This is a genomic window from Streptomyces sp. NPDC025793 (assembly GCF_055558375.1).
Genome location: NZ_JBVHMR010000056.1, coordinates 1 through 24,040 on the forward strand (window position 1 = coordinate 1; position 24,040 = coordinate 24,040).

Consider the following 24,040-nt stretch of genomic DNA (forward strand, 5'->3'; position numbering starts at 1 on the left):
CCGACGGCGTCTGCCCGACGCTCAAGGACGAGGACGAGAAGAAGAACGGGAACGAGAACGAGAACTGCGAGGAGCGCGAGCACCACGAGAACGGCGAGCACGACGAGAACGGCAAGCACGACGAGAAGGGCGAGCACCACGAGAAGGGCGAGGACGGCGTGAAGGTCAAGAACGGAGTCATCGCCAGCTTCCGCGTGGTCTGCGACCACGACGACCGCGGTGACCGCGGTGAGGGCGGCGAAGGCGGCTGGGGCGGCGAGGGCGGCTGGGACTGACCCCGAAGCCGAGCAGCCCCATACGGGGCCCCGGCCCGCCGCAATCGGGCCGGGGGTACCCCAATCCCATTCTCGGACAACCCACGCGCCATGCGCGCACCACCGGCCCGGACACCAGGCGTGACATCCTGGTGCCCGGGCCGGCGCCCCTTCTCCCGCCGGCCGAACCACCTGGGGATTTCCACCCCGAACGCCTCCCGCAGGTACCTCCGACCGCGCCCTCGTCATCCGTTTCCCTCCCGGCGTTTCCACCGCCCCCGAACGGGTGAGAAAAGACCGAGCCCGCTCGCCAGGAGGCCGGCCTGGGATCCAGGGCACAGCAGCCACCCCGGTGAGCCCGCCGACCGCCAGCCGCCCCGGCCTGCCGGCCACGTCCGCAACGACCCCGGGTATCCGAGGGTGCCGCCGGATCCATAGCCGCACCAATGACCCGGGCTGACGGCGAGCGGGGCATGGGCAGCACGCCTCCAAGTCTCAGCCGTCGTACCACGCATTGACAGACGGCGCCGGCCGCTGCCCTCGCGTGACGTATGGCCGAAGGCGGCTGTACCCGATCGGCCGGTAGCCCCGAGAGCAAGCCGGCCGAGTCCGCAACCCCAACGCTTACGAGTACAACAGTCGCGAGAGTTCGGGGCGAATCTGCTCGGCGAGGTATGCGTGTCCGACGTCCGTGGGGTGCACACCATCGCTTCCGATGAACTGGTGCGCGGATCCGGTAAACCACCCGCGGCGCACCGCGGACAGGTAAGGCAGGCCCAGTTTCCTTGCTGCGGCCGCGACCGCTTCGTCGACCGGGTGCGAGCCGATTGGCTGCGGGTATGAGTAGATCGGCCCGATGACAAGGATGCGCGCGTGGGGCAGTCCTGCATGGAGACGGCGCAGTGTGTCTACCGCGGCGGTCTGGGTTTGTGCCGGGCCGACGTCGTTACGTGATCCCTCGACAACCACCAAGTCTGGCGCTGCCGCAACGGCGTCGTTGACCCGCTGTGTGTAGGGGTGCCCGCCCGGTTGCGTGCCGCCCGTGGTGTAGCCCGTGCCGCCCTGCCCGTCCAGACGTAGCGTGAGCCCCAGCCGATTGGCGACCAGCGCGGGCCAGCCTTGCGGTCCGTTCCCGCCCTGGGCGCTTCCGCCGGCGATGCTGTCGCCCAGGACGAACAAGCGCAACTGTGCTGTGGTGGCGCCGACCGGGATGTTGCCGATCATGATCAAGAAGGTGCCCAGCAGGATCATTAGCACCAGTGCGCGGCGCCGCGACCGACTCAAACGCTGGGACTTCGCAGATATGCCCATGGCGCTGAAGCTAATGCGCTAGCCGGAATGTCACCAATGCACTACGCCGACGGGGTACTCGCGGTGTGCCCGGGCGCACGGACGGACCGGTGAGCGCATCACGCCGGAGCACCGCAACGACGGCCTCAGCCAGATGCCGCGGCTGACCGCCACACTCGTCGTGCGCCGCAGCCTCCGGCATTCGGATCGCGGGTACCCCATTCCGGTCCTTGCCGCAGTCCGTCCGGGAGCAATGCTCGGACTTGTGGATCAAGCCTCCGGAGGGACGCAGAAGGCATACCTTCCCGACTGATCGTTTGATGGTCTCCGATTAGGCCCGCGTTGCAGCGCGGGTCGGGAAGGCACGCCGTGCTCAGCGTAGTCGCTGACGAGGGCTCCACCCAGTCCGGCTCTTGATCGACGAAATCGTGCGTGACGGCGCCCGGTGCATGCTCGCCGCCGCGCTGGAGGCGGAAGTCAACCAGTACATAGCCGAGTTGACTGCCGAGACTGACGAGCGCGGGCACCGCCTGGTGGTTCGCAACGGCCACCACCGGCCACGCACCGTGGTCACCGCTGCCGGGCCCGTCGAGGTGAGGGTCCCGCGGGTGAACGATCGCCGCGTCGACGAGGCCACGGGCGAGCGGAAGCAGTTCTCGTCTAAGATCCTGGCTCCGTGGTGCCGTAAGTCCCCGAAGATCTCCGAGGTGCTGCCGCTGCTCTACCGCACGGACTGTCGTCCGAGGACTTCTTGCCCGCGCTGGAGCAGTTCCTCGGCGGCACGGCTGGCCTGTCGCCGGCGACCGTGACCCGGCTGACCAGGCAGTGGAGCGACGCCCACGCCGCCTTCCAGGACCGGGACCTGTCCGACCGCGACTTCGTCTATGTCTGGGTCGACGGGGTTCACCCGAAGGTCCGGCTCGGGCAGGCCCATTCGTGCGTCCTGGTCCTGCTTGGCGTCCGCCTGGACGGCACGAAGGAGCCGATCGCGCTGGCCGAGGGGCTGCGCGAATCCACCGAGTCGTGGGCGGACCTGCTACGAGACTGCCGCCGCCGGGGCATGCGCGACCCCGAGCTGGTCGTCGGCGACGGCGCGATGGGCCTGTGGCGAGCGTAGGCCGAGGTGTTCCCCGCAGCTCGGCCGCAGAGGTGCTGGGTTCATAAGTCTCGTAATGTCATCAACTGCCTGCCGAAGTCGGACCAGCCCGGCGCGACGAAGGCAATGCAGGAGATCTACAACGCCGAGGACAGGGCCCACGCAGAGCGGGCGATCGAGGCGTTCGCCCGCACCTACGGGACCAAGTGGCCGAAGGCCGTCGCGAAGATCACCGACGACCGGGACGAACTGCCGGCGTTTTACGACTTCCCGGCCGAGCACTGGGTCCATCTGCGGACGACGAACCCGATCGAGTCGACGTTCTCCACGGTGAAGCTGCGGACGAAGGTCACCCGCGGTGCGGGCAGCCCAGCGGCGGCCCTGGCGATGGTGTTCAAGCTCGTCGAGTCCGCTCAGGCCCGCCGGCGCGCGATCACCGGAGCCACCTGGCTCCCCTGGTCCGGGCCGGAGCGAAGTTCGAGAACGGCGTCCTGGTCGAGCGAGAGGAACTGGCAGCCTGAGCGGCCGACCGGCCCAGGCCGCAAGCTCCTCCTCGGTCAGCACCCGATGAGCTGACGTGCTGCCGCGTCAACGGTCTGCGCAAGGAGGACAGCAATGGTCATGGGACCGACACCGCCGGGCACGGGAGTGATCAGGCTTGCCCGCTGCCGTGCCGTGTCGAAGTCAACGTCCCCGACGTTGCCCGGGTTATAGCCCGCATCGATCACCACGGCTCCGGGCTTGACGTCCGCCCCGTTGATGAAGCGCGGCCGACCGACCGCAGCCACCAGGACGTCCGCCTCGCGCACGATCGAGGGCAGATCAACGGTGCGGGAATGACAGTAGGTCACCGTGGCGTCCCGCCCGAGCAGGAGCATGCCGACGGGCTTGCCGAGGATAGGGCTGCGTCCCACCACGACGGCGTGCTTTCCTGTGAGGTCGACCTCGTACTCGTCCAGCAGGCGCATGATCCCTCCGGGCGTGCAGGAGACGAAGCCAGGCAGGCCGGACCCCATCGCCGCGAAGGAATGCATGGTGACCCCGTCGACATCCTTGTCCGGGGTGATCGCCTCGAACGCGGCGCGCTCATCGATGTGCGGTCCCACCGGGTGCTGGAGCAGGATGCCGTGCACGTCCGGATCCTCGGACAGCGCGGTGACGGCCTCCACCAGGCCGCTGGTGCTCACCGTGGCGGGCAGGGCCACGTGCCGCGAGTGAATGCCGGCCTTCGCGCACCTGGCCTGCTTCATCCGGACATGGGTGACCGAGGCCGGGTCCTCTCCCACCAGCACAGTCGCCAGACAGGGGGACGCCCCGGTGCGCCGACGGATGTCCTCGGCGGCTGCCGCGCTGGTCTCGGTCATTCGGCGGGCGAGGGCCGTACCTTCCATCAGCCGTGCCTGCTGCGTCTCCATCACGTGCCACTCCTGAGCTCCACGGTGAAGTGCCCAGGCGCACGGCATTGACGAGGCGTCAGGCCGCTCCCCGGTGGTACTCCACCTCAGCGCCAGTTACGGCCCGCACTCACCATACCGGCGCACCCCGGGCGGACGGCCCCATCCACAGATCTTGACAACTGCTCCGGCCTTGGGGTGAAGGCCCATGGCCCTGCGCTGTCGGACCGCAGTCATCAGCCCCTTCATGCCATGCGCCTGCTGCTCAATGTCGGCCGCAATCCGCATGAGGACCTACTTGTTCTGTACGGCGCTGACCGCATCGTCCAGCTCAAGGAGCGACGTTCGCAGAAGGGCGCGAAAGGGCACAGTGGATACATCGTGTTCATTCGACACGGGGATCTGTCATGGCAGGCCGCTGCGTTGGTGGTCCGCGAGGGGGATGGTCGATGGACTCGGGAGATGTACTCGCCGGGCGGTACCGCCTGGAGCGCATGCTGGGGCGGGGCGGCATGGGGGAGGTTTGGCAGGCACACGATGAATCACTCCTGCGGCGCCAGGTGGCAGTCAAGGTGCTGTCCGCCTCCGCGGACCCCCAGGCGGTGCGGCGCATCCAGGCGGAGGCACACGTCCTCGCCAGACTGCAACATCCCGGCATCACCGTGGTCCACGACGCGGGAATCCATGACACCCGCCCCTTCATCGTCATGGAACTCCTCCACGGCAGCGATCTCGCGCACGTCATAACGCATCAGCCGGACGGGATGCCGGTCCACCGGGTGACAGGCCTTGTCCAGCAAGTCGCCGACGCGCTCCACGCCGCCCACGGCAGCGGCGTCATCCACCGTGACGTCAAGCCGGCCAATCTGTTCCTCCAGGCTGACGGCGACCGCATGAAGATCTGCGACTTCGGCATCGCCCGCAGCCCGGCGACTCCCCAGATGACTACGTCCGGCCACGTGATCGGCACGCCCGCGTACATGGCGCCCGAGCAGTGCCTCGCGAAGCCGGTCGACGGCCGAAGCGACATGTACGCCCTGGGCTGCGTGATGTTCGCGCTGCTCACCGGCGGGCCACCGTTTGCCCCGGACCAGCCCGTCTACCGGCTGATGCAGCAGCACGTCGAGGAGCCGGCGCCCCGCATCGGCAGCCTGCGGCCGGACCTTCCGCCCGAGCTGGAGGACTTGACAGCCCTGCTGCTGGCCAAAGATCCCAGACAACGACCCGACGCCAAGAACGTCGCCGAGACGCTGGCAAACCTCACACCGGGCCAACGCCTGCCACCCGTATACCGCCCTCGTACCTCCACTCCGAAGTATTCCCTGATCCGTACGATCGAGGCGCCCGAGGTCAGGGCTGTTGGCTTCAGCCCTGACGGGCAGACCCTCCTCGGCGCCGGCGCGGAATTGTCCTTCTGGAATGCACACAGCGGCGAACTGCAGCACCAGACAGCGGTGAAAGGCTATGTGGACTCGGTGGCCTTCGCCCCGGACGGCTCGGCGCTGGCCACCAGCGGAACCCAGAGCCACATCAGCCTGCGGGATCCGCAGACGGGAGAAGCCCGACGCGATCTGACCGGGCACTCCGCGTCCTCAGAGCCGGTCAAGGGTGTGGCCTTCAGCGCGCGCTGGGACGTACTGGCCAGCTGGGGAGGCAGCGGTGTACGTCTGTGGAAGCCGCGCTCAGGAGTCTTTCTGGGAACCCCGAGCTGGTACAAGAGTCGCTTCTCGCCCTGGCCCTTTCAACCGGACGTGACTGCTGCGGCCTTCAGCCCCTCCGGGGATATCCTGGCTGTCGCCACCGACCATCCACTCCGGGACACTCCAACACTCCGGCTCGGCCAGGTCGAATCCGATTCCCTGGTTGCAGATCTCAAGCTGAGACGCCTTGGTGTCATCTGTGGGCTCGCCTTCAGTCCTGACGGCCGCTATCTGGCGGCCGCCGAGTCCGAGGCAGTACGCGTCTGGGACCTTCAGACCGGGGAGCAGCGCCACCAACTGGACGGAGGCTCACAGCCCATGCGCTGGCGTTTCGTGGCCTTCAGCCCGGACGGCAACATTCTGGCCGGTTCCGGGCATCGGGGCGTGGCCCTGTGGGAGGCGCGGACCGGTCAGCACATCACGACGCTGACCGTCCCGGGGCGGGCCGCGAGCTCGATTGCGTTCAACCCGAGCGGAAACGCCTTGGCCGCCGTGTTCGGGATCACCTTGACCGGCGTGTTCATCCGCGACGGCCAGCCCAAGCGCTCGGTCTGCGTGTGGTCGATGTAATCACGGCGGGAAGCGGTCGGGCCGGGCATAGGCGAGCGTCTCCTGCGCGAAATCTTCCTTCAGGGCGGCAGGCCTGGTGAACGGCTCGGGATCCGCCCACAGACCTTGCTGCCTCCACTGTTCATACGGGAGTGGCCCGGCAGCGTCGCGGCGGGCGCGGTGATGGTCGGTTGGGTGGCCACCTACGGTGCGACAGGCGCGCCCCACGGCGACCTTGCACGTGGGGCATTCGACGCGGCGGTACCAGTCGCGCACGAGCTGCTGCTCGGGTCCGGATCGCAGGTGCCTGCGTCACTCGCCCCACGTGTTCTCCGTCCCCATCGACCGTCCCCTCAGCCCGGTGGTGCGTACCGTGCGCGACGCCGTGACGATGACCGTACCGATGGAGGAACTGCACTGGGGCCACAACAGCGAGGGACGGCTGATCGCGTGGGTGGGCCTCAGTGCGATTGTCGTTGGCTCTGAACAGCGGCATCGCACTGGAGGCGGGACTGTCAGCGAGTCTGATGACCTCGTACGGATCGTGGTTCCGCACCTGGATGTGGCGCGGGTGGAACGGGTGCGGTCAGCCGGCGGATGGTCCGTATCGCCGCCTGTACCCGCGAGTTGAGGGTGGTGTGTCCGGACTGCGGTCGTGAGTCGGCTCGGGTGCATAGCCGTTATGTCCGTACCCGGGCCGACGTTGCCGTCGGTGGTCGCCCGGTACTGATCGGGCTGTCGGTGCGGCGGTTGTTCTGCGAGTCTCCGAGCTGCGGCCGCGGACGTTCGCCGAGCAGGTGGAGGGGCTGACGGTGCGCTACCAAACGGCGCAGTCCGCTGCTGCAGCACCTGGTGGAGATGGCCGGGGTGTTCTCGCCGGCCGTGGCGGAGCCCGGCTCCTGCACATCCTGAAAATGCCGCTGTCACGGACGAGCGTGCTGTTCCACCTGATGCGGATGCGGCTGCCGCCGGTCGTGCCACCGCGGGTGCTGGACGTGGACGACTTCGCGCTGTACGCGGACGTCTACGGCACGCTGCTGGTGGATGCCGACACCCGGTTGCCGATCACGTTGTGGACCGGGGGCGACGCCGAGCAGTTGGTCGCCTGGCTGCGCACGCACTCCGGTGTCGAGGTGGCGTGCCGCGACGGCTCGCTCACCTACCGGCAGGGCATTACCGATGGAGCCCCGATTGAGCGGCTTGACGACCGCGTCAAGGCGCGGGCCGAGGAAGAAGGGGATCGCGTAGCGGTGCACGCCCGACTGCGGGCTGAGGACCCGGTGTTGCGTGGCTTTCAGATAGCCCTGGGTGGCGATCTCCAGCATCTCGCCGATGTTGAACACGAAGGCGTTGGGCACCGGTACCGCGTCGATCCACTCGCCGTCCTCGCGCTGCGAAGGAGCGGGCCGCGCTCAGCACCTCGTCGCGACGTGGTGCGGGGACGTCGTGCCCGGTGGCGTAGAAGAAGCCGACTTCGTGGGCGGCGGAACGGAGTTCGGCGAGGAAGGCGTCACGGTCGGCGTCCGGGGCGCGGAGGCAGGAGATGTCGATGACGGGCAGGGCTGTGGGCTGGGCCATGGGGATTCCTTCGCGGCACGGCAGGCAGACTGCGCATCACAACTGCCCAGGGACGTGGCTGGTTGAGTGGCAGAAGCGGCATCGGGCGGAAGGGAGAAAGAGAGAGGGTGCGGGTCGCGAGCCGTGGAACGGCGATCAGCGGCAGACCTGGTCGAACTGGTCGGCGCGGCGGCTCACCCAGAACGGGTCGAGCAGCACCGTGTGTGCCGTGCCAGTGGTCTCCATGACCGGATCAAAGCACACCCGGGAAGGTGCGTCCACCACGCATCCCGCAATGTGAGACACCCTCGTTGTGCTGGTGAATACCGCCGCCGCTGTGGTTATCTGGCTGCATGACCGTGCTCGTGACCCGCCGCCACGTGGACTACGTGCGTGTCACCACCACGGGTTGTTCCGCCGCGAGCTGACGCCGCGCTCCGGCTTCTGACCAGCATCTTTCTCACCGCTTCACGCTGACCGCCGCCCTCCGTCGGGGGCGGCTTCCAGCGCTGCGGTTCCCTCACGCCTTCCCACTCTCACCCTCCGCACAGGGAGCAGCACCATGAGCCAGCCCATCGACTCCGTCACCGCCGGCCACACCCCCGAGGAAACCTCCGCCGGGCCTGACACCTCCGCGTGGTCCTTCGAGACCAAGCAGATCCATGCGGGTGCCGCGCCGGACCCGACGACCGGCGCCCGGGCGACGCCGATCTACCAGACGACGTCGTTCGTGTTCCGGGACACCCAGCACGCCGCCGACCTGTTCTCGCTCGCCGAGCCCGGCAACATCTACACCCGCATCCACAACCCCACCCAGGACGTCTTCGAGCAGCGGATCGCCGCGCTGGAGGGCGGGGTCGCGGCGGTGGCGCTGTCCTCCGGGCAGGCGGCGGAGACTCTGGCGATCCTGACGCTGGCGAGCGCGGGGGACCACATCGTCTCCAGTACGTCGCTGTACGGCGGCACGTACAACTTGTTCCGGCACACGCTGCCGAAGCTCGGCATCGAGGTGTCGTTCGTGGACGACCCGGACGATTTCGAGGCCTGGCGGGCGGCGGTCCGGCCGAACACCAAGGCGCTGTTCGCGGAGACGCTGGGCAACCCGCGCGGCAACGTGCTGGACCTGCGGGCGGTCGCGGACGTGGCGCACGCGGCGGGCGTGCCGCTGATCGTGGACAACACGGTTCCGACTCCCTACCTGTTGCGACCCATTGAGCACGGCGCGGACATCGTCGTGCACTCGGCGACCAAGTTCCTGGGCGGTCACGGCACCGCGATCGCGGGTGTCGTCGTCGACGGCGGCACCTTCGACTTCGGCGCCCACGCCGACCGTTTCCCCGACTTCACCGAGCCTGACCCCAGCTACCACGGTCTGCAGTACTGGCCCGCCCTCGGCCCCGGCGCCTTCGCCATCAAGCTCCGGGTGCAGCTGCTGCGTGACCTTGGCCCGGCGCTCTCCCCGCACTCCGCGTTCCTGCTGCTCCAGGGCGTGGAGACGCTGAGCCTGCGCATCGAGCGGCACTCCGCGAACGCCCAGGCCCTGGCCGAGTGGCTGGAGCAGCGCGACGAGGTCGCGGCCGTCCACTACCCGGGACTGCCGTCCAGTCGCTGGTACGAGGCCGGGCAGAGGTACCTGCCGCGCGGTGCCGGTGCCATCGTCTCGTTCGAGTTGCGGGACGGCATCGAGGCGGGCAAGCGGTTCGTGGACGCCGTCGAGCTGTTCAGCCACCTCGCCAACATCGGCGACGTCCGCAGCCTCATCATCCACCCGGCGTCCACTACCCACAGCCAGCTCGACGAGGAGCAGTTGGCGGCCACCGGCACCTCCCCCGGCCTGGTGCGGCTGTCGGTCGGCATCGAGAACCTCGCCGACCTCAAGGCGGACCTGGAGGCCGGGTTCCGCGCGGCCAAGGACGCGTCCTGAACACCGTGCTGACGCCCTCCGAGGTCCCCCTCCCGCCGGCCACCGGGGCCTGGCGGGAGGGGGACCCGCCCGGGCGTCGCCAGTGGTACGCCCGTGAGAAGCCGCTTCCGTTGGAGGCGGGCGGTGAACTGCCGGGCGCGCGGCTGGCGTTCGAGACGTGGGGGCGGCTGGCGTCGGACGCGTCCAACGCGGTCCTCGTCCTGCATGCCCTCACCGGAGACAGCCACGTGGTCGGCCCCGCCGGACCCGGGCACCCCACCCCCGGCTGGTGGGACAGGCTCATCGGACCGGGCCGGGCCCTGGACACGGACCGCTGGTTCGTCGTGGCGCCGAACGTCCTCGGCGGCTGCCAAGGCAGTACCGGGCCGTCGTCGCTCACACCGGACGGCCGCCGCTGGGGCGGCGATTTTCCCTTCCTGACCCAACGTGACCAAGTCGCTGTCGAGGCCGACTTGGCCGACGCGCTGGGTATCGACCGGTGGGCGCTGGTGGTCGGCGGCTCGATGGGCGGGATGCGGGCACTGGAATGGGCCGTGTCGTATCCCGGGCGCACCGGCGCCCTGCTGCTGCTCGCCTCGACGGCCGCGGCGAGCGCCGAGCAGATCGCCTGGGCGAACATCCAACTGCACGCCATCCGCGCCGACCCGCACTGGCGCGGCGGCCACTACCACGACACCGGTCAAGGACCGCACGCCGGACTCGGCCTGGCCCGACGGCTCGCCCACGTCACCTACCGCAGCGAGCAGGAACTCGCCGTTCGCTTCGGCCGTACGCCCCAGGGCACGGAAAACCCCTGGAGCGGCGGCCGGTACCAGGTCGAGTCCTATCTCGACCATCACGCCGCCAAGTTGGTGCGCCGCTTCGACGCGGGCAGCTACGTCGTCCTGTCCGAGGCCATGAACAGTCACGACGTCGGCCGGGCCCGCGGCGGCGTGCGCGCCGCCCTGCGCCGGGTGACCGCCAGAACACTCGTGGCCGGGGTCGACTCCGACCGCCTCTATCCCCCGTCCCAGCAGGCGGAACTGGCGTCGGGCATCCCCACCGCCGATGACCTCCGGCTGATCGAATCCCCCTATGGCCACGACGGCTTCCTCATCGAGGTGGAGCAGGTCGCCGCGCTCGTGGGAGAGCTCGTCCGCTGAGCGGGTCCGGGAGGTCCCGGCTCGCCGAGCGGCTCAGCCGCCGAGTTCCAGCAACAGCGCCGGATCCTTGGACCACTCCTCCAGCGAGCCGTCGTAGACGGCGATGTCGTCCCGGCCGAGGAGGGTGAGGGCGAGTGCCGTGCCCGCGGCCGAGATGCCGCCGCCGCAGTACAGGACGACCGGTGAGTCGGCGCCGTGGAGGACCGCGTGGGCGCGGGCGGCGAGTTCGGGGCCGGGCAGCACACGGCCCGCGAAGTCCAGCAGGTCACGGCGCGGAAGGCTGCGGCTGCCGGGGATGTGGCCGCGGCGGCTGTAGCGGGTAGGAGCGGAGCCGTCGAAGCCGCCGGCCGGCAGGGCGCACACCAGTGTGCCGGGACGGTCGCCGCGGCTGATGGCGGCCACCTCCTCGATCCCCACCCACAGATCTGGACGCGGGAGCGGGGTCAGAGGCGGCACGGCCGGAGCCCGGTCGGTGTCGTCGCCGATGCCGTCGCCGCCGACGAGCGGACGCCCGGCCCTCTGCCACGCCTCCAGGCCGCCGTCGAGGACGGCCGCCGGCACGGAGATCGCCCGCAGCATCCACCACAGCCGGGCCGCCCAGATGCCACCACCGCTGTCGTACGTCACGACCGTGTCGCCCTCCGCCACACCGAGCCGCGCGAGCGCGGCGGCCAGGGCGTCGGGGGACGGCACGGCGAAGTGGTATGGCGCGTCGCGGTCGGAGAAATCTCCGGTGAGGTCGGCGTGGCGGGAGCCGGGGAGGTGCCGTTCGGTCCAGGCGGCCCGGCCGCTCGCACACCGGTAGTCGCCGTCGTGCCGGGGCGAGGGCAGCAGGGCGGTAGCGTCGAGGACGACCACGCGGGGGTCGTCGAGACGGGCGGCGAGCCAGGTGTCGTCGACCAGGGGGCCCTCGCCCAGGTCCTGATCCCGGCCGCGGCACCCGCCGTGCTGTCCGGGCTGCGACTCGGACTGGCACAGGGCCGGCTGTTCCTCGTGGCGGCGGAACTCATCGCCTCCTCCATGGGACTGGGCTTCCTGCTGATCGACAGCCAGAACACCGGGCGCACGGACATCCTGCTGCTCGCGATCGTCCTGCTGGCCCTCCTCGGCAAGGCGAGCGACGCGCTGCCGGGGGTGGCGGAGCGCCGGATCGTACGCCAGTGGAGCTGAGCGTCCCGCGAACCCCCGGATATCCGGGTCTACCAACGCCCTGGGAAGCGCGTTCACTTGGATTCGATCCGCCCCATCGGGGCGGCGCTCTCCGACACAAGCTTCTGCGCCGCCGTCCAGTCGGCGTCGTCGAGGCCGAGTGCGTGGCGAAGGTAGGCCCATGTGACTCGCTCGATCAGGGCGACACGATCGGGGTTCTCGTCCGTCGTTTCGCGGGCCTCGCAGCCGGCGATCCCACCGAGCGAGTGTTCCGCACCGAACAAGGTGAGCAGGCTCTTGCCACCCGCGCTCAAGTGGTACGGGTCAGTCATCCACTCCGGTCCCTTCACGGACAGCGGGGAGTCGTCCTTGCCGCCGGCCACCACGAGGGCCGGCGTGGCCATACGCGCGAAGCCGGGGTTCATGAACGGGAACTCGGCCGCGAACGGTGTCAGGTCGGCTCCACCCGTTCCTGGCGTGGCAAGCAGGACGCCCGCTTTGATCCGCGCGTCGGGCAGGTCCTCCTCTGTCTTGCTGCCCGGGTCGAGGACGCGCAGACCCAGCAGACTCCCGGCTGTCTGGCCGCCGAAGGAGTGTCCGGCCGCGGCGACGCGGCTGCGGTCGAGGCGCCCCCTGAGACCGGGAACGGCGGCCTCCAGCAGGTCCAGCCGGTCGAGGATGCGCACCATGTCCTCGACGCGGGAACGCCAGAGCCGTGGTGTGCGGGGATCGTCCCGGGAGAGGCCCACTGTCCGGGAGTCGAGATGGGTGGGCTGAATCACTGCGAAGCCGTGAGCAGCCCAGAAGTCGGCCAGCGGCCGTAGCCGTGACGAGCCGAATCCGTGCGAGAAGAGGATGACCGGCAGTCCCCTTTCGGTCGTCGGTGCCGAGACCCTCACCTTCAGGTCCTCACCACGGTCCGGTGCCTCCAGCACGACCGGCTTCACCGAGACGATCGGACCGGGTGCGCTGACGGCGCTGTCCGTCGTCGCCCTGGCTGATGCGATCATGGGGATGGGCTAAAACCGGACACTGACGGCAGAGGCAAGAAGTGTGATCCGGGGTACGGCGGAGGGAGGGGCCTGATGCGCATCGGTGAACTCGCCACCCGGACTGACGTCAGCGTCCGGTCGCTGCGGTACTACGAGGAACAGCACCTGCTCACCGCCGAACGCAGCCCTAGCGGCCAGCGGCACTACCCGGACAGCGCGGTCGACCGTGTCCGGCTGATCCAGCAGTTGTACGCCGCCGGACTGTCGAGCAAGTCGATCCTGGATGTGCTGCCGTGTGTCGTGAACGGTCAAGCCACGCCGGCGCTGCTCGGCCGGCTCTCGGCCGAACGGGACCGTATCGACCAGCAGATCGGCGATCTGGTGAGCGCCAGGGACAGGCTCGACACCGTCATCACCAAAGCCACGGCGAACTGGCGGACAGGCCGACATTGCCGACTCGAGCAGGTGGTGCGGGCCCGGCCGGCCCGGGAGCGTGACGCCTCCACACAAGCGCCCTTGACACTCGCAGGGGCCGACGACGTACGTTGAACTCGCAAGTTCCTGACGGGTGGAGGCCTTCGATGCACGTACCTGGCGCGGCACCGCAGGGTGCGTGCACGGGTGCGCGGCTGATCACCCGGCGGCATGTCGACTACTGTCGCACCTCCTCCGCCGTCTGTCCTTCCGTACACGTCTGACCCTGCCGGCCCGTCCCGCCGGCCGTCTCGTCGTGGCCTCGCGCCTCGCGCCTTGCGTCTTGCGTCTTGCGTCTTGCGTCTTGCGGCCGCGAGTCCGCCTGTATCTCGGAAGGAACACCCCTTGTCCGGCCCCGCCCTGCACCTCGCCGTCGAGCTCGACGGCGACGGCGCCCACCCCGCGGCCTGGCGCCGCGCCGCCCACTCACCCGACCAGTTGCTGACCCCGCGCCGCGTGTCCCGGGTCGCCGCCGTGGCCGAGAACGCCGGTTTCACCCTGATCACCCTGGACGACGGTGTGCTGCCGCCCGGATCCGCACCGGATCCGGTGGGCCGTATCGGCGCGGTGGAGCGGGCGGCCTTCGTCGCGGCGTCCACGAGCAGCATCGGCATCGCGCCCGTCGTCCCGGTCACGTACGCCGAACCCTTCCATGTCTCCAGCCAGTTGGCGTCCCTGGACCACATCTCGGCCGGCCGTGCCGGGTGGGTGGTGACGGAGGAGGAGGGTCCCGAGGCGGCCCGGGCCTGGGGGCGGCCGCCGGTCGCCGACGCCGCCGCGCGGGCCCGGGAGTCACGGGACGGGGTGGAGGTGGCCCGGGCCCTGTGGGACTCGTGGGAGGACGACGCGGTCATCCGTTCCGTGGCCACGAGCCGCTACCTCGACCGCGAACGGCTCCACTACATCGACTTCACCGGCCAGACGTACGCCGTCAAGGGCCCGGCGATCGTGCCGCGCCCGCCTCAGGGGCAGCTTGTCGTCCTGGGCAGGCCGGACCGGGTTCCCGCCGCACAGCTCGACGTCGCTCTCGTCGAAGGGCGCGAACTCGCGGAAGTCGCCGCGGCCGCTGCTGCCGCCGGTACGCCCCGCGTCTTCGCCGAGGTCGAGGTGGCACTGGACACACCGGACGCCACGGCCGCCGAGCGCGTCGCCGACCTGGAACGGCACGCGTCGTGGACCGACCGGAGGTGGCTGCGTCACGTCGGCTCGGCAGACCAATTGGTCTCACTGCTGGCCGAGTTGAGCCGTCACGTCGACGGCGTACGGCTGCACCCGCTGGTGCTGGACGAGGACCTGCCCGTCCTCTCCCGCCTCGTCCTGCCGGCCCTGTCCGAGCGACGCCTCGTCGCCCGCCCGCTGCCCGGTACGTCCCTGCGCTCGACCCTGGGTCTGGAGCGCCCCGCCAATCGCTTCGCAGCCGCGGCCGTGGCCGCCCGGGAGGATGCCCGATGACCCGCACCGACCCCCTCGACGTCCCCCGGCCACACGCCCAGCTGCACTTCGGAGTGTTCTTCCAGGGCGTCAACCACTGGACCATCTGGTCCGCCCCCGACAGCGGCTCCCAGATCGACCCCGCCTCCTTCCGCCGGGTCGCCCAGACCGCCGAACGGGGCCTGTTCGACGCGTTCTTCCTCGGCGAGGGGCTGCGGCTGCGCGAGGTCGACGGCAGAATCCATGACCTCGACGTGGCCGGACGGCCGGACGCCATCACCCAGCTCGCGGCGCTGGCCGCGGTCACCCGCCAGATCGGCCTGGTCTCCACCTCCAACTCCACCTTCAACGAACCCGCCGATCTGGCCCGCCGCCTCTCCGGACTCGACCTGCTCTCCGAGGGCCGCGCCGGCTGGAACGTGGTGACCACGGACAACGCCTGGACCGGCGCGAACTTCCGCCGCGGCGGCTACCTCGACCACGCCGACCGCTATCGGCGCGCCGAGGAGTTCCTCACCGTGGCCCGCGCGTTGTGGGACGGCTGGGGGGACGGAGCAATCGCCGACTCCGCGGGTGCACGGGAATGGTCGGTGCCCGGTGCCGTACGCCGAGTACGGCACCGCGGACCGCAGTTCGACGTCGACCTCGCCCCGACCCTGCCGCGAAGCGCCCAGGGCCACCCGGTGATCTTCCAGGCCGGTGACTCCGGCGAGGGGCGCGACTTCGCCGCCCGCAACGCCGACGTCATCTTCTCCGCGCACGGCAACGTCTTCGACGACGCACTCGCCTTCGCCGAGGACATACGCACCCGCCTGCGCGCCGTCGGCCGACCCGACGACGACCTGCGGATCCTGCCCGGCACCGAGATCATCATCGGCGCCACCGAGGAGGAGGCCCAGGAGAAGAAGCGCTGGATCCGGCTCCAGCAGGTCACACCCGCCACGGCGCTGGGGATCGCCGGACTGCTGTGGGGCATCGACCTGTCCGACCGCGACGCCGACGGCCCGCTGCCCAAGGAGGATCCGGTCGTCGCCGAGAACGACGGCTCCTTCGGCGCCCGGCGCATCACCGACCCGCGCGCGGTGGTGGCCGAATGGCGGGCGAAGGCGGAGGCGCACGGCTGGTCGCTGCGCGAGACCGTCATCGCGCTCGGCCCACAGCGCGGGCACGTCGGCACCCCGTCCGGCCTGGCCGACAAGTTCGCGCACTTCGTGCGGCACGGCGCGATCGACGGCTTCAACGTCACGCCCTACCTCATCCCCGACGGCCTCGACGACATCGTCGACCTGCTCGTCCCGGGACTGCAGGAACGCGGGATCTACCGCACCGAGTACACCGGCACCACCCTGCGCGAGCACCTCGGCCTGCGCGCACCCCTCACCCACAGGTCCGCACCGGACCGACGACAGGCGGGCTGAGCCGCCGAGCCGGCCCTTGTACACATGACTGACAAGAAGCTGTCACACGCCGACCGGAATGCGGGTTCGGCCGACGCCCGTTCTGACTGACATGACTGTTGGAGTAGCGCTCAACGCGTCCGACGCGCCGAACCAGGTCGACGCAACCGTCCAACTGGCCCAGGAAGCCGCGGAGTTCGGTGTCACGTCGGCCTGGTTCGGGCAGACCTTCGGCGCGGACTCACCCCAGCTCGCGGGGATCGTCGGGCGCGAGGTGCCCGGACTGCAGGTCGGCACCTCCGCTATCCCCGTCTTCGGCCGGCACCCGCTGCTCGTCTCCAGCCAGGCCCAGACCGCCCAGGCCGCGACCCACGGCCGCTATCACCTCGGTCTGGCTCTGGGCACGAAACTGCTGACGGAGACGGGCTTCGGCCTGCCCTTCGAACGACCCATCGCCCGGCTGCGCGAATTCCTCACCGCCCTGCGGCAGTTGACCAAGACCGGTACGGCCGACTTTCACGGCGAGCTGCTCACCGCCACCACTCCGGTACCGGCGCGGGTACCAGGTGCCGAGAACGGCGTCCCCCTGCTCGTCGCCGCGATGGGGCCGCAGGCTCTGCGGGTCAGCGGCGAGCTTGCCGACGGAATCCTGCCGTATCTGGCAGGACCTCGCGCCCTGGCGGACCACATCGTGCCCGCCCTGAACGCCGCGGCCGAGGCCGCAGACCGCCCCGCGCCCAGGATCGTGGCCCTGGTGCCCGGCGTGGTCACGGACGACGTCGACGCGGTGCGGGCCAAGGCCACCGAGAACCTCGCCTTCTACGAACAGATCCCGTCCTACGCCCGGGTCATCGAACTCTCCGGCGGCCGGCGGGCCGCCGACCTGGCCGTGATCGGCGACGAGAAGGCGGTCGAGGCCGAGGTACGCCGTTACCGCGACGCCGGCGCCACCGAGGTCGTGTTCTCGGGCACCGAGATCGCGGGAGAAGCCGATCGCCGACGCACCTGGCGACTCCTCGGCGAACTGGCCGGCTGAGTACACCCGTCCGCTCGACAACACCCTGCATCCCCTGCCCGAAGGCACCCCCCCCCGCCACAAAGGAGATTCCCCATGACCACCGAGGCCACCACCACGGACCTCCACGCCTTCACCGAGACCTGGCTGGAGTGGTACCGAGCCCAGGAGGCCCAGCTCGCCGCCCCGCACGGGTTCCTGGCGGTCACCGGCCTGCACTGGCTCGACGACCGACCCCAGCGCTTCCCGGACGCGCCCGGCGCGTGGCGCACCGGCCCCGAAGGCGTCGTCGTAGACCTCGACGAGGGCGAGGAATTGGTCGTCAACGGGACGCCCGTGTACGGCGAGCACCGCTTCGGCGTGCTTCCCGAGCGCGGCGGCGTCGACGCCCTCTGGGGAGACGCCGTCATCGAGGTCGCCAAGCGCGGCGGCCAGGACATCGTGCGCCCCCGGCACCCGGAGGCGCCGCTGCGCACGGCTTTCACCGGAACGCCCGCCTACGCCCCCGACCCGCGCTGGGCCGTGACGGGTCGCTACATCCCCTTCGACACTCCGCGGCCGACCACCGTGGGCGCCGCGGTCGAGGGCCTTGAGCATGTCTACGACGCCCCGGGCAGAGTCGAGTTCGAGCTCGACGGGCGCCCGCTGTCGCTGACCGCGTTCCCCGGCCACGGCGCGGGCCGTCTGATGGTGCTGTTCACCGACGAGACCTCCGGGGTCACCACCTACGCCGCCAACCGGGCCCTGGCCCTCGATCCGCCCGCCGCCGACGGTACGGTCGTCCTGGACTTCAACCGTGCCACCAACCTGCCGTGCGCCTACACGGACCTGGCCACCTGCCCGCTGCCCCCGGCCGAGAACCGGCTGCCGGCGGCGATCGAGGCCGGCCAGAAGATCCCCCGCGAGCGCGGCGGCTCCTGAGCTGGACGCGCTCTCGCCCCGACTCCCCTTACAGGGCGTCCTTTTGCGCCATTGACGTACGACAAGACCGCTCCGTACGATCACGAACGGCATTGAGTGTCAGCGTCAAGCCCTGACTCGCTGACCGGCAACCCTCCCGCGCGGTGGGGTGCTCCAGGTGAAAGCCCGGCGGGATCACCGAGGATCTCCGCAAGCGCGTGGCCCCGTGACCAGGGCCGGATTGGTGGAGGACCGATATGCGGCACGGTGGTGACCTCAGCGCCCGCTTCGCCGGCGCCACCGTGTTCTCCCGGCTCTCGCGTCGACGCCACATCGACCTCAAGCGCTCGACCAGCTGTCTCTGTCAGGTCTGACGGGCCTTCCCGCCGCTGGTCGCGGAACGGCACCTGTCGTCGCCGCACCCGCCTGCGCCTGATCTCCGTCTGTCTTTGATCCCTCCTTTTTCCTTCTGATCCCCGTTTGCACAGCGCTCCCCCGGCACCGGCGTCGCGCCGGCCGGGGCCGCACGCCCACGCACGGCCATGCCCTGCACCGCACCCGTGCCTGGTGACACGAGTAGGAGAAGCCCTCCGTGACTGCACTTTCCGATGTCGGAACCTCCCGTTGGGCGGCACTGACCGCCCTTGTGACCACCAGTGTTCTGCTGACCGCCTGCGGCTCCGGCGGCGGCGATTCCGGCAGCGGCGCCGGGCAGCCCAAGTCCGGCGGCACCCTGACCTTCGCGGTGGGTTCGGACGCCGGCTGCGTGGATCCGCAGCAGGTCGCCAGCAACGAGACCATCTACTCGGTGCGCCAGATCGTGGACTCACTGACCGACCAGGACCCCGAGACCGGCAAGATCGTGCCGTGGCTGGCGAAGAGCTGGGACATCAGCTCCGACGCCACGACGTTCACGTTCCATCTGAGGTCGGGCGTCACCTTCAGCGACGGCTCGCAGCTGACCGCGCAGGTGGTCAAGGACAACTTCGACGCGGTGCCGAAGCTCGGCGCCCTGGGGACGCTCGCCGAGGGCTATCTGAGCGGCGTCAAGAGCACCACGGTGGTCGACCCGCTCACCGTCAAGGTGACCTTCAGCGAGCCCAACGCCCAGTTCCTGCAGGCCACTTCGACCCACTCGCTGGGGATCGAGTCGTCGGCGAGCGTGAAGAAGACCCCGCAGCAGAAGTGCAGCGACGGGGTGATCGGGTCCGGGCCCTTCGTGTTGAAGCAGTACGTGCAGAACCAGTCGATCACCCTGGCCAAACGCACGGGATACGCGTGGGGTTCCTCGCGGTGGAGCAAGAAGGGCGAGGCGTACCTGGACAAGCTGGTGTTCAAGGTCGTCCCGGAGGCGGGCGTACGGGCCGGAAGTCTCCAGTCCGGCCAGGTCGACGCGATCAGCAGCGTGGGCAAGGCCAACGAGGCGGCGCTCAAGGGCGGTCAGGTCACCCTGCGGCGACGAGCCAATCCCGGCGTCGTGTTCGGTCTCGGCCTCAACAACTCGCAGCCGGCCCTGAAGGACGCGAGGGTGCGCCAGGCGATTCTGTTGGCTGTCGACCGACAGCAGATCGCCGACACGGTCTTCCCCACCGGCACCCAGGCGGCGACCAGCGTCCTTGCGCACACCACACCCGACTACACCAGCCTCGCCTCCGACCTGGCGTCCGACGCGGCCAAAGCCAAGTCGCTGCTGGACACGGCCGGCTGGAAGACCGGCAGCGACGGCATCCGCACCAAGGACGGCAGGAAGCTGAGCCTGACCGTCAAGTGGTTCCCCAACGCCTCCACCAACCAGCCCGCGCTGGAGCTGATCCAGCAGCAGCTCAAGGCCGTCGGTGTCGACGTGGTCCTCAAGCAGCTCCAGGTCACGCAGTTCGCCCCGACCCTCCAGTCGGGTGACTTCGACGCGGTGTGGGGGAACGTGACCCGCGCCGACCCGGACATCCTGCGCAGCTCCTTCTCCACCCAGCTGGCCAACTTCTACCACCTGCCTGCGAGTTCCCTCGACACGGCGCTGTCCGAGCAGGCCGCGACCGTCGACGCGGCCAAGCGCAGGCAACTGGTCACCCAGGCACAGCAGTCGCTCGTGCAGAACGCCTACTACGTGCCGGTGGTGGAGCTCCAGACCCAGCTGGGTGTGGCGAAGAAGGTGCACGACGTGAACTTCGACGCCTCCAGCCGGATCCAGCTGCACGACACCTGGATCGGCTAGCGCATGCGCCGCTATGTGATCAAACGGCTCGCCCAGGCGGCCGGGGTGCTGTGGGCGGCCTACACGGTCTCGTTCCTGGTGCTGGACTACCTGCCGGGCGACCCGGTCACGGCGATGGCCAGTGCCGGAATGGACTCGGGGCAGGTCGACCCCCGGCAGATCGCCGCCCTGCGGCACGAGTACGGCTTCGACAAGCCGGTACTGGTGCAGTACGCCGGATACCTCGGCCGGGCGGTGCGCGGGGACTTCGGCGACTCGGTCGCCACCGGCCGCCCTGTCACCTCGACGCTGGCCGACGCGCTGCCGCAGACACTGCAGCTGACCGGGGCGGCCCTGCTGCTCGCGGTGGCCCTCGGCGGCGGTCTGGCGGTGCTGGCCACCTATACCTCTCGGCGCTGGCTGCGGCAGCTGCTGCTGTCGCTGCCGCCGCTTGGGGTGTCTGTCCCGACGTTCTGGGTGGGGCTGCTGCTCGTCGAGGCGTTCTCCTTCCGGCTGCACTGGTTCCCCGCGTTCGGCAACGACGGATTCAAGGGGCTGGTATTGCCTGCGCTGACTCTGGCGGTGCCGACCGGCGCGCAGATCGCGCAGGTGCTCGCAAAGAGCCTGCTCACCGCACTGGACCAGGCGTATGTGGAGACTGCCCGGGCCAAGGGCGCCGGCCGGTGGCGGGTGCATCTGCGGCACGCGCTGCGCAACGCCTCTCTCCCGGCGCTGACGGTCGTCGGTCTGCTGGTGGGGCAGCTGATCGCCGGTTCGGTGGTCGTCGAGACGGTGTTCTCCCGCGACGGCCTCGGCCGCGTCACCGCCGCGGCGGTCACCGCCCAGGACATTCCGCTGGTCCAGGGGGTGGTGGTGTTCGGGGCGCTGATCTTCGTGACGACGAACCTGGTCATCGACCTGGTCTATCCACTCCTCGACCCCCGGATCGTGGTGACCTCGGACAGAGAGGCGGCCCTCGCATGAGCCAGAGCCTTGTCGACGACCCTGCCGAAGCGGCACTGGGACTGGCCCGCCCGGTCGCGGCGGGGCCGGGGCCTGATCCCGGGCGCCGCGTGGACGTACGCCGGCTGCTGCGGTTCGTGGTGCGCCGCCCGGGGCTGCTGTTGTCGGTGGTCGTCCTCGTGCTGGTGGTGCTGGCCTCGTTCTGGCCCGACCTGTTCACCTCGCAGGACCCGCTGAAGGGCGTGCCGTCGCAGAACTTCCGCGGCCCGAGCGGCAGTCACTGGTTCGGCACCGACGAGTTGGGCCGCGATGTGTTCTCCCGGGTCGTCCACGGCGCCCAACTGTCCCTGAAGGCCACGCTGATCGCCGTGCTGGTCGCGTTCGTGGTCGGCGGTCTGCTGGGGGTCGTCGCCGGGTTCGTGGGCCGCTGGGTGGACGACGCGCTGATGCGCTTCGTCGACGTACTGCTGTCCATCCCCGCGTTGTTCATGTCCCTGGCCCTGGTCACCGCGCTGGGCTACGGCACGGTGAAGGTGGCGGTCGCGGTCGGCATCGCCAGTGTGGCCGCGTTCGCGCGGGTGGCGCGCGCGGAGGTGCTGCGGGTACGGCAGGCCGTCTTCGTCGAGGCCTCACGCGCCAGCGGAGCGCGCTGGTACTCGGTGCTGGGCCGGCATGTGCTGCCCAATGCGGCGGGCCCGGTGATCGTGTTGGCCACCCTCGACTTCGGCTCCTCCATCCTGGCCGTGTCGGCGCTGAGCTTCCTCGGCTACGGGGCGCCCCCGCCGGCCCCGGAGTGGGGGACGTTGATCTCCGATGGTCGCAACTACCTCGCCAACGCCTGGTGGCTGACCGCGCTGCCCGGGCTGGCGATCGCCGCGACTGTACTGTCCACCAACCGCATCGCCCGGGCACTGGACGGCGAATGGTCCCGGCAGCGATGACCGACGAACGTGAGAACGGTGAGGACGTGAGCACACCACTGCTTCAGATACGCGGCCTGTCGGTGTCGTACCGCACCCGGGGCGGCACCGTCGAGGCCGTCCGGGGCGTGGACCTCGACGTGTGGCCGGGGCAGGTGACGGCGGTGGTCGGCGAGTCCGGCTCCGGCAAGAGCACGACCGCCCACGCCATCACCCGGCTCCTGTCGGCGAACGGCAGCATCGACGCGGGCACCGTCCGCTTCGGCCGACACGACCTGACCACCCTATCGGAGGCGGAACTGCGCACCGTACGCGGGACACGTATCGGACTGGTGCCCCAGGACCCGACCGTCTCGCTCAACCCAGTCAAGCGGATCGGCGAGCAGGTCGCCGAGGTGCTGCGCATCCATGGTCTGGCGACCCGCCGATCGGCCCCCGCCGAGGCGATCGCCGTGCTGGACCGGGCCGGGCTGCCCGACGCGGCCACCCGCGCACGGCAGTACCCGCACGAACTGTCCGGCGGCATGCGGCAACGCGCCCTGATCGCCATCGCCATCGCCGCGAAGCCCGAACTGATCATCGCCGACGAGCCGACCAGCGCCCTCGACGTCACCGTCCAACGGGTCATCCTCGACCATCTCCAGCGCCTCACCGAGGAGTCGGGCACCGCGGTCCTGCTCGTGACCCACGACCTCGGGATCGCCGCCGACCGGGCCCAGCGGCTGGTGGTGATGTCCCAGGGCAAAGTCGTCGAGGCCGGTCCGACCCATGACATCCTGGCCGCCCCTCAGAACGACTACACCCGGCACCTGCTCGCCAGCGCCCCGAGCCTGACCACCGCCCGGCCCCGCACCCCGGTCTCCCACCCCGAAGCGCAGACGGTGCCCCTGGTCGAAGTGCGCAACCTGGTCAAGGAGTTCAGGCTGCCCCGCGCTGGGGACGGGCCCCGCACCCTGCGCGCCGTCGACGACGTGAGCTTCGCCCTCCACCGAGGCCAGACCCTCGCCCTGGTCGGAGAGTCGGGCTCGGGCAAGTCAACCACCGCCCGCCTGGTGCTCCGGCTCGCCGACGCGACCGCCGGACAGATCCTCTTCGACGGCACCGACGTCACCACCGCCAAGGCCGCCCAGGCCAGGCAGCTGCGCCGCCGCGCCCAGCTCGTCTACCAGAACCCCTACGCCTCGCTCGACCCCCGATTCTCCATCGGCGAGGTGATCACCGAGCCGCTGCGCGCCTTCAAGGTCGGCGACCGCGCCTCCCGGCTCGCCCGGGCCCGCGAGCTGCTCGACCGGGTGGCCCTGCCGGCCGCCACGCTGGAGCGCCGCCCGGCGGAACTGTCCGGCGGGCAGCGGCAGCGCGTGGCCATCGCCCGTGCCCTCGCCCTCTCCCCCGACCTGGTGGTCTGCGACGAGCCGGTCTCCGCGCTCGACGTGTCCGTGCAGTCCCAAGTCCTGGGCCTGCTGGCCGAGTTGCAGACCGAAACGGGCGTGGCGTACCTGTTCATCTCGCACGACCTGGCCGTCGTACGACAGATCGCTCACCAGGTCGCCGTCATGCGGGCCGGCCGCGTCGTCGAGACAGGACCGCCGGAGGAACTGTTCACCCGCCCCCGCCACGCGTACACCCGACAGCTGCTCGCGGCCATCCCCGGCGGCCATGTCCCCACCCCCACCGCCGAGACCACCACGAGCTGAGGACCACG

Annotated in this window: 20 protein-coding genes, 4 pseudogenes and 2 riboswitches; of the genes and pseudogenes, 17 read left to right on the forward strand and 7 right to left on the reverse strand. The window is 70.2% G+C overall.

Annotated elements, in window-relative coordinates:
* Positions 1 to 275, forward strand: a pseudogene (locus tag ACZ4MF_RS43635) (hypothetical protein); the annotation flags it as partial.
* Between the two features lie 603 nt (positions 276 to 878).
* Here the strand turns inward: ACZ4MF_RS43635 and ACZ4MF_RS43640 are convergent.
* The gene (locus ACZ4MF_RS43640) at positions 879 to 1,505 is read right to left on the reverse strand and encodes an SGNH/GDSL hydrolase family protein (protein WP_467499276.1); all 627 of its coding nucleotides are present in this window, start codon (positions 1,503 to 1,505) and stop codon (positions 879 to 881) included.
* A 452-nt stretch (positions 1,506 to 1,957) separates the two neighbouring features.
* On the opposite strand from ACZ4MF_RS43640, the pseudogene ACZ4MF_RS43645 reads away from it, so the two are divergent.
* Positions 1,958 to 3,161, forward strand: a pseudogene (locus ACZ4MF_RS43645) (IS256 family transposase).
* Between the two features lie 36 nt (positions 3,162 to 3,197).
* On the opposite strand, the gene ACZ4MF_RS43650 reads toward ACZ4MF_RS43645, so the two are convergent.
* Positions 3,198 to 4,055, reverse strand: a complete 858-nt coding sequence (locus ACZ4MF_RS43650; RefSeq protein ID WP_467499278.1) for a bifunctional 5,10-methylenetetrahydrofolate dehydrogenase/5,10-methenyltetrahydrofolate cyclohydrolase — start codon at positions 4,053 to 4,055, stop codon at positions 3,198 to 3,200.
* A 24-nt stretch (positions 4,056 to 4,079) separates the two neighbouring features.
* A riboswitch (ZMP/ZTP riboswitch) is annotated at positions 4,080 to 4,165 on the reverse strand.
* Positions 4,166 to 4,483: 318 nt separating this feature from the next.
* On the opposite strand from ACZ4MF_RS43650, the gene ACZ4MF_RS43655 reads away from it, so the two are divergent.
* Positions 4,484 to 6,304 carry a WD40 repeat domain-containing serine/threonine protein kinase gene (locus tag ACZ4MF_RS43655; protein ID WP_467499280.1) on the forward strand — a complete coding sequence of 607 codons (1,821 nt, stop codon included), beginning with the start codon at positions 4,484 to 4,486 and terminating at the stop codon, positions 6,302 to 6,304.
* On the opposite strand, the gene ACZ4MF_RS43660 is transcribed toward ACZ4MF_RS43655, so the two are convergent.
* Positions 6,305 to 6,559: a zinc finger domain-containing protein gene (locus ACZ4MF_RS43660; RefSeq protein WP_467499282.1), complete on the reverse strand. Its 255-nt coding sequence runs from the start codon at positions 6,557 to 6,559 to the stop codon at positions 6,305 to 6,307.
* Positions 6,560 to 6,880: 321 nt separating this feature from the next.
* Between ACZ4MF_RS43660 and ACZ4MF_RS43665 the strand changes: the two genes are divergently transcribed.
* A complete protein-coding gene (locus ACZ4MF_RS43665; protein ID WP_467499284.1) occupies positions 6,881 to 7,093 on the forward strand; it encodes a transposase family protein in 213 nt (70 codons plus the stop codon).
* 113 nt (positions 7,094 to 7,206) lie between these two features.
* Here ACZ4MF_RS43665 and ACZ4MF_RS43670 read toward each other — a convergent pair whose 3' ends face one another.
* Both ACZ4MF_RS43670 and ACZ4MF_RS43675 read right to left on the reverse strand, forming a co-directional pair.
* The gene (locus tag ACZ4MF_RS43670) at positions 7,207 to 7,641 is read right to left on the reverse strand and encodes a 2OG-Fe(II) oxygenase family protein (RefSeq protein ID WP_467499285.1); all 435 of its coding nucleotides are present in this window, start codon (positions 7,639 to 7,641) and stop codon (positions 7,207 to 7,209) included.
* Positions 7,642 to 7,732: 91 nt separating this feature from the next.
* Positions 7,733 to 7,861: pseudogene (locus ACZ4MF_RS43675) on the reverse strand (2-oxoglutarate and iron-dependent oxygenase domain-containing protein); the annotation flags it as partial.
* A gap of 541 nt (positions 7,862 to 8,402) precedes the next feature.
* On the opposite strand from ACZ4MF_RS43675, the gene ACZ4MF_RS43680 reads away from it, so the two are divergent.
* Both ACZ4MF_RS43680 and metX read left to right on the forward strand, forming a co-directional pair.
* Complete coding sequence (locus ACZ4MF_RS43680; RefSeq protein ID WP_467499286.1) at positions 8,403 to 9,764, forward strand: bifunctional o-acetylhomoserine/o-acetylserine sulfhydrylase; 1,362 nt, start codon at positions 8,403 to 8,405, stop codon at positions 9,762 to 9,764.
* Between the two features lie 5 nt (positions 9,765 to 9,769).
* Positions 9,770 to 10,906 (forward strand): homoserine O-acetyltransferase MetX, encoded by a 1,137-nt coding sequence (metX, locus tag ACZ4MF_RS43685; protein ID WP_467499287.1) that lies wholly within the window; start codon positions 9,770 to 9,772, stop codon positions 10,904 to 10,906.
* 33 nt (positions 10,907 to 10,939) lie between these two features.
* Here the strand turns inward: metX and ACZ4MF_RS43690 are convergent, their stop codons facing one another.
* Positions 10,940 to 11,764 carry a sulfurtransferase gene (locus ACZ4MF_RS43690; protein ID WP_467499288.1) on the reverse strand — a complete coding sequence of 275 codons (825 nt, stop codon included), beginning with the start codon at positions 11,762 to 11,764 and terminating at the stop codon, positions 10,940 to 10,942.
* On the opposite strand from ACZ4MF_RS43690, the gene ACZ4MF_RS43695 reads away from it, so the two are divergent.
* The gene (locus ACZ4MF_RS43695; RefSeq protein ID WP_467499289.1) at positions 11,720 to 12,076 is read left to right on the forward strand and encodes an ABC transporter permease subunit; all 357 of its coding nucleotides are present in this window, start codon (positions 11,720 to 11,722) and stop codon (positions 12,074 to 12,076) included. The genes ACZ4MF_RS43690 and ACZ4MF_RS43695 overlap by 45 nt on opposite strands.
* Positions 12,077 to 12,129: 53 nt before the next feature.
* Here ACZ4MF_RS43695 and ACZ4MF_RS43700 read toward each other — a convergent pair whose 3' ends face one another.
* Positions 12,130 to 13,065, reverse strand: coding sequence for an alpha/beta hydrolase family protein (locus tag ACZ4MF_RS43700; RefSeq protein ID WP_467499290.1), 936 nt, complete (start codon positions 13,063 to 13,065; stop codon positions 12,130 to 12,132).
* Positions 13,066 to 13,140: 75 nt separating this feature from the next.
* Between ACZ4MF_RS43700 and ACZ4MF_RS43705 the strand changes: the two are divergent.
* The 10 genes and pseudogenes from ACZ4MF_RS43705 to ACZ4MF_RS43750 all read left to right on the forward strand — a co-directional run.
* Positions 13,141 to 13,500 (forward strand): annotated as a pseudogene (locus ACZ4MF_RS43705) (MerR family transcriptional regulator); the annotation flags it as partial.
* Between the two features lie 366 nt (positions 13,501 to 13,866).
* On the forward strand, positions 13,867 to 14,973 hold the full coding sequence (locus ACZ4MF_RS43710; RefSeq protein WP_467499292.1) for an LLM class flavin-dependent oxidoreductase: 1,107 nt from the start codon (positions 13,867 to 13,869) through the stop codon (positions 14,971 to 14,973).
* Positions 14,970 to 16,370, forward strand: coding sequence for an NtaA/DmoA family FMN-dependent monooxygenase (locus ACZ4MF_RS43715; RefSeq protein WP_467499294.1), 1,401 nt, complete (start codon positions 14,970 to 14,972; stop codon positions 16,368 to 16,370). Before ACZ4MF_RS43710 ends, ACZ4MF_RS43715 begins: the two co-directional genes overlap by 4 nt.
* 91 nt (positions 16,371 to 16,461) lie before the next feature.
* Positions 16,462 to 17,385 (forward strand): LLM class F420-dependent oxidoreductase, encoded by a 924-nt coding sequence (locus ACZ4MF_RS43720; protein ID WP_467499296.1) that lies wholly within the window; start codon positions 16,462 to 16,464, stop codon positions 17,383 to 17,385.
* A gap of 75 nt (positions 17,386 to 17,460) precedes the next feature.
* Positions 17,461 to 18,285, forward strand: a complete 825-nt coding sequence (locus ACZ4MF_RS43725) for a DUF1684 domain-containing protein (RefSeq protein ID WP_467499297.1) — start codon at positions 17,461 to 17,463, stop codon at positions 18,283 to 18,285.
* 88 nt (positions 18,286 to 18,373) lie between these two features.
* A riboswitch (SAM riboswitch) is annotated at positions 18,374 to 18,487 on the forward strand.
* Between the two features lie 34 nt (positions 18,488 to 18,521).
* Complete coding sequence (locus ACZ4MF_RS43730; protein ID WP_356149602.1) at positions 18,522 to 18,638, forward strand: putative leader peptide; 117 nt, start codon at positions 18,522 to 18,524, stop codon at positions 18,636 to 18,638.
* Between the two features lie 272 nt (positions 18,639 to 18,910).
* The gene (locus ACZ4MF_RS43735) at positions 18,911 to 20,476 is read left to right on the forward strand and encodes an ABC transporter substrate-binding protein (RefSeq protein WP_467499299.1); all 1,566 of its coding nucleotides are present in this window, start codon (positions 18,911 to 18,913) and stop codon (positions 20,474 to 20,476) included.
* Positions 20,477 to 20,479: 3 nt separating this feature from the next.
* Positions 20,480 to 21,439 carry an ABC transporter permease gene (locus tag ACZ4MF_RS43740; protein WP_467499301.1) on the forward strand — a complete coding sequence of 320 codons (960 nt, stop codon included), beginning with the start codon at positions 20,480 to 20,482 and terminating at the stop codon, positions 21,437 to 21,439.
* Positions 21,436 to 22,359 (forward strand): ABC transporter permease, encoded by a 924-nt coding sequence (locus ACZ4MF_RS43745; protein WP_467499303.1) that lies wholly within the window; start codon positions 21,436 to 21,438, stop codon positions 22,357 to 22,359. The genes ACZ4MF_RS43740 and ACZ4MF_RS43745 overlap by 4 nt, the downstream gene beginning before the upstream one ends.
* Entirely contained in the window at positions 22,356 to 24,032 is a 1,677-nt protein-coding gene (locus ACZ4MF_RS43750; protein ID WP_467499304.1) for a dipeptide ABC transporter ATP-binding protein, read from the forward strand. Before ACZ4MF_RS43745 ends, ACZ4MF_RS43750 begins: the two co-directional genes overlap by 4 nt.
* The last annotated feature ends 8 nt before the right edge of the window (positions 24,033 to 24,040 follow it).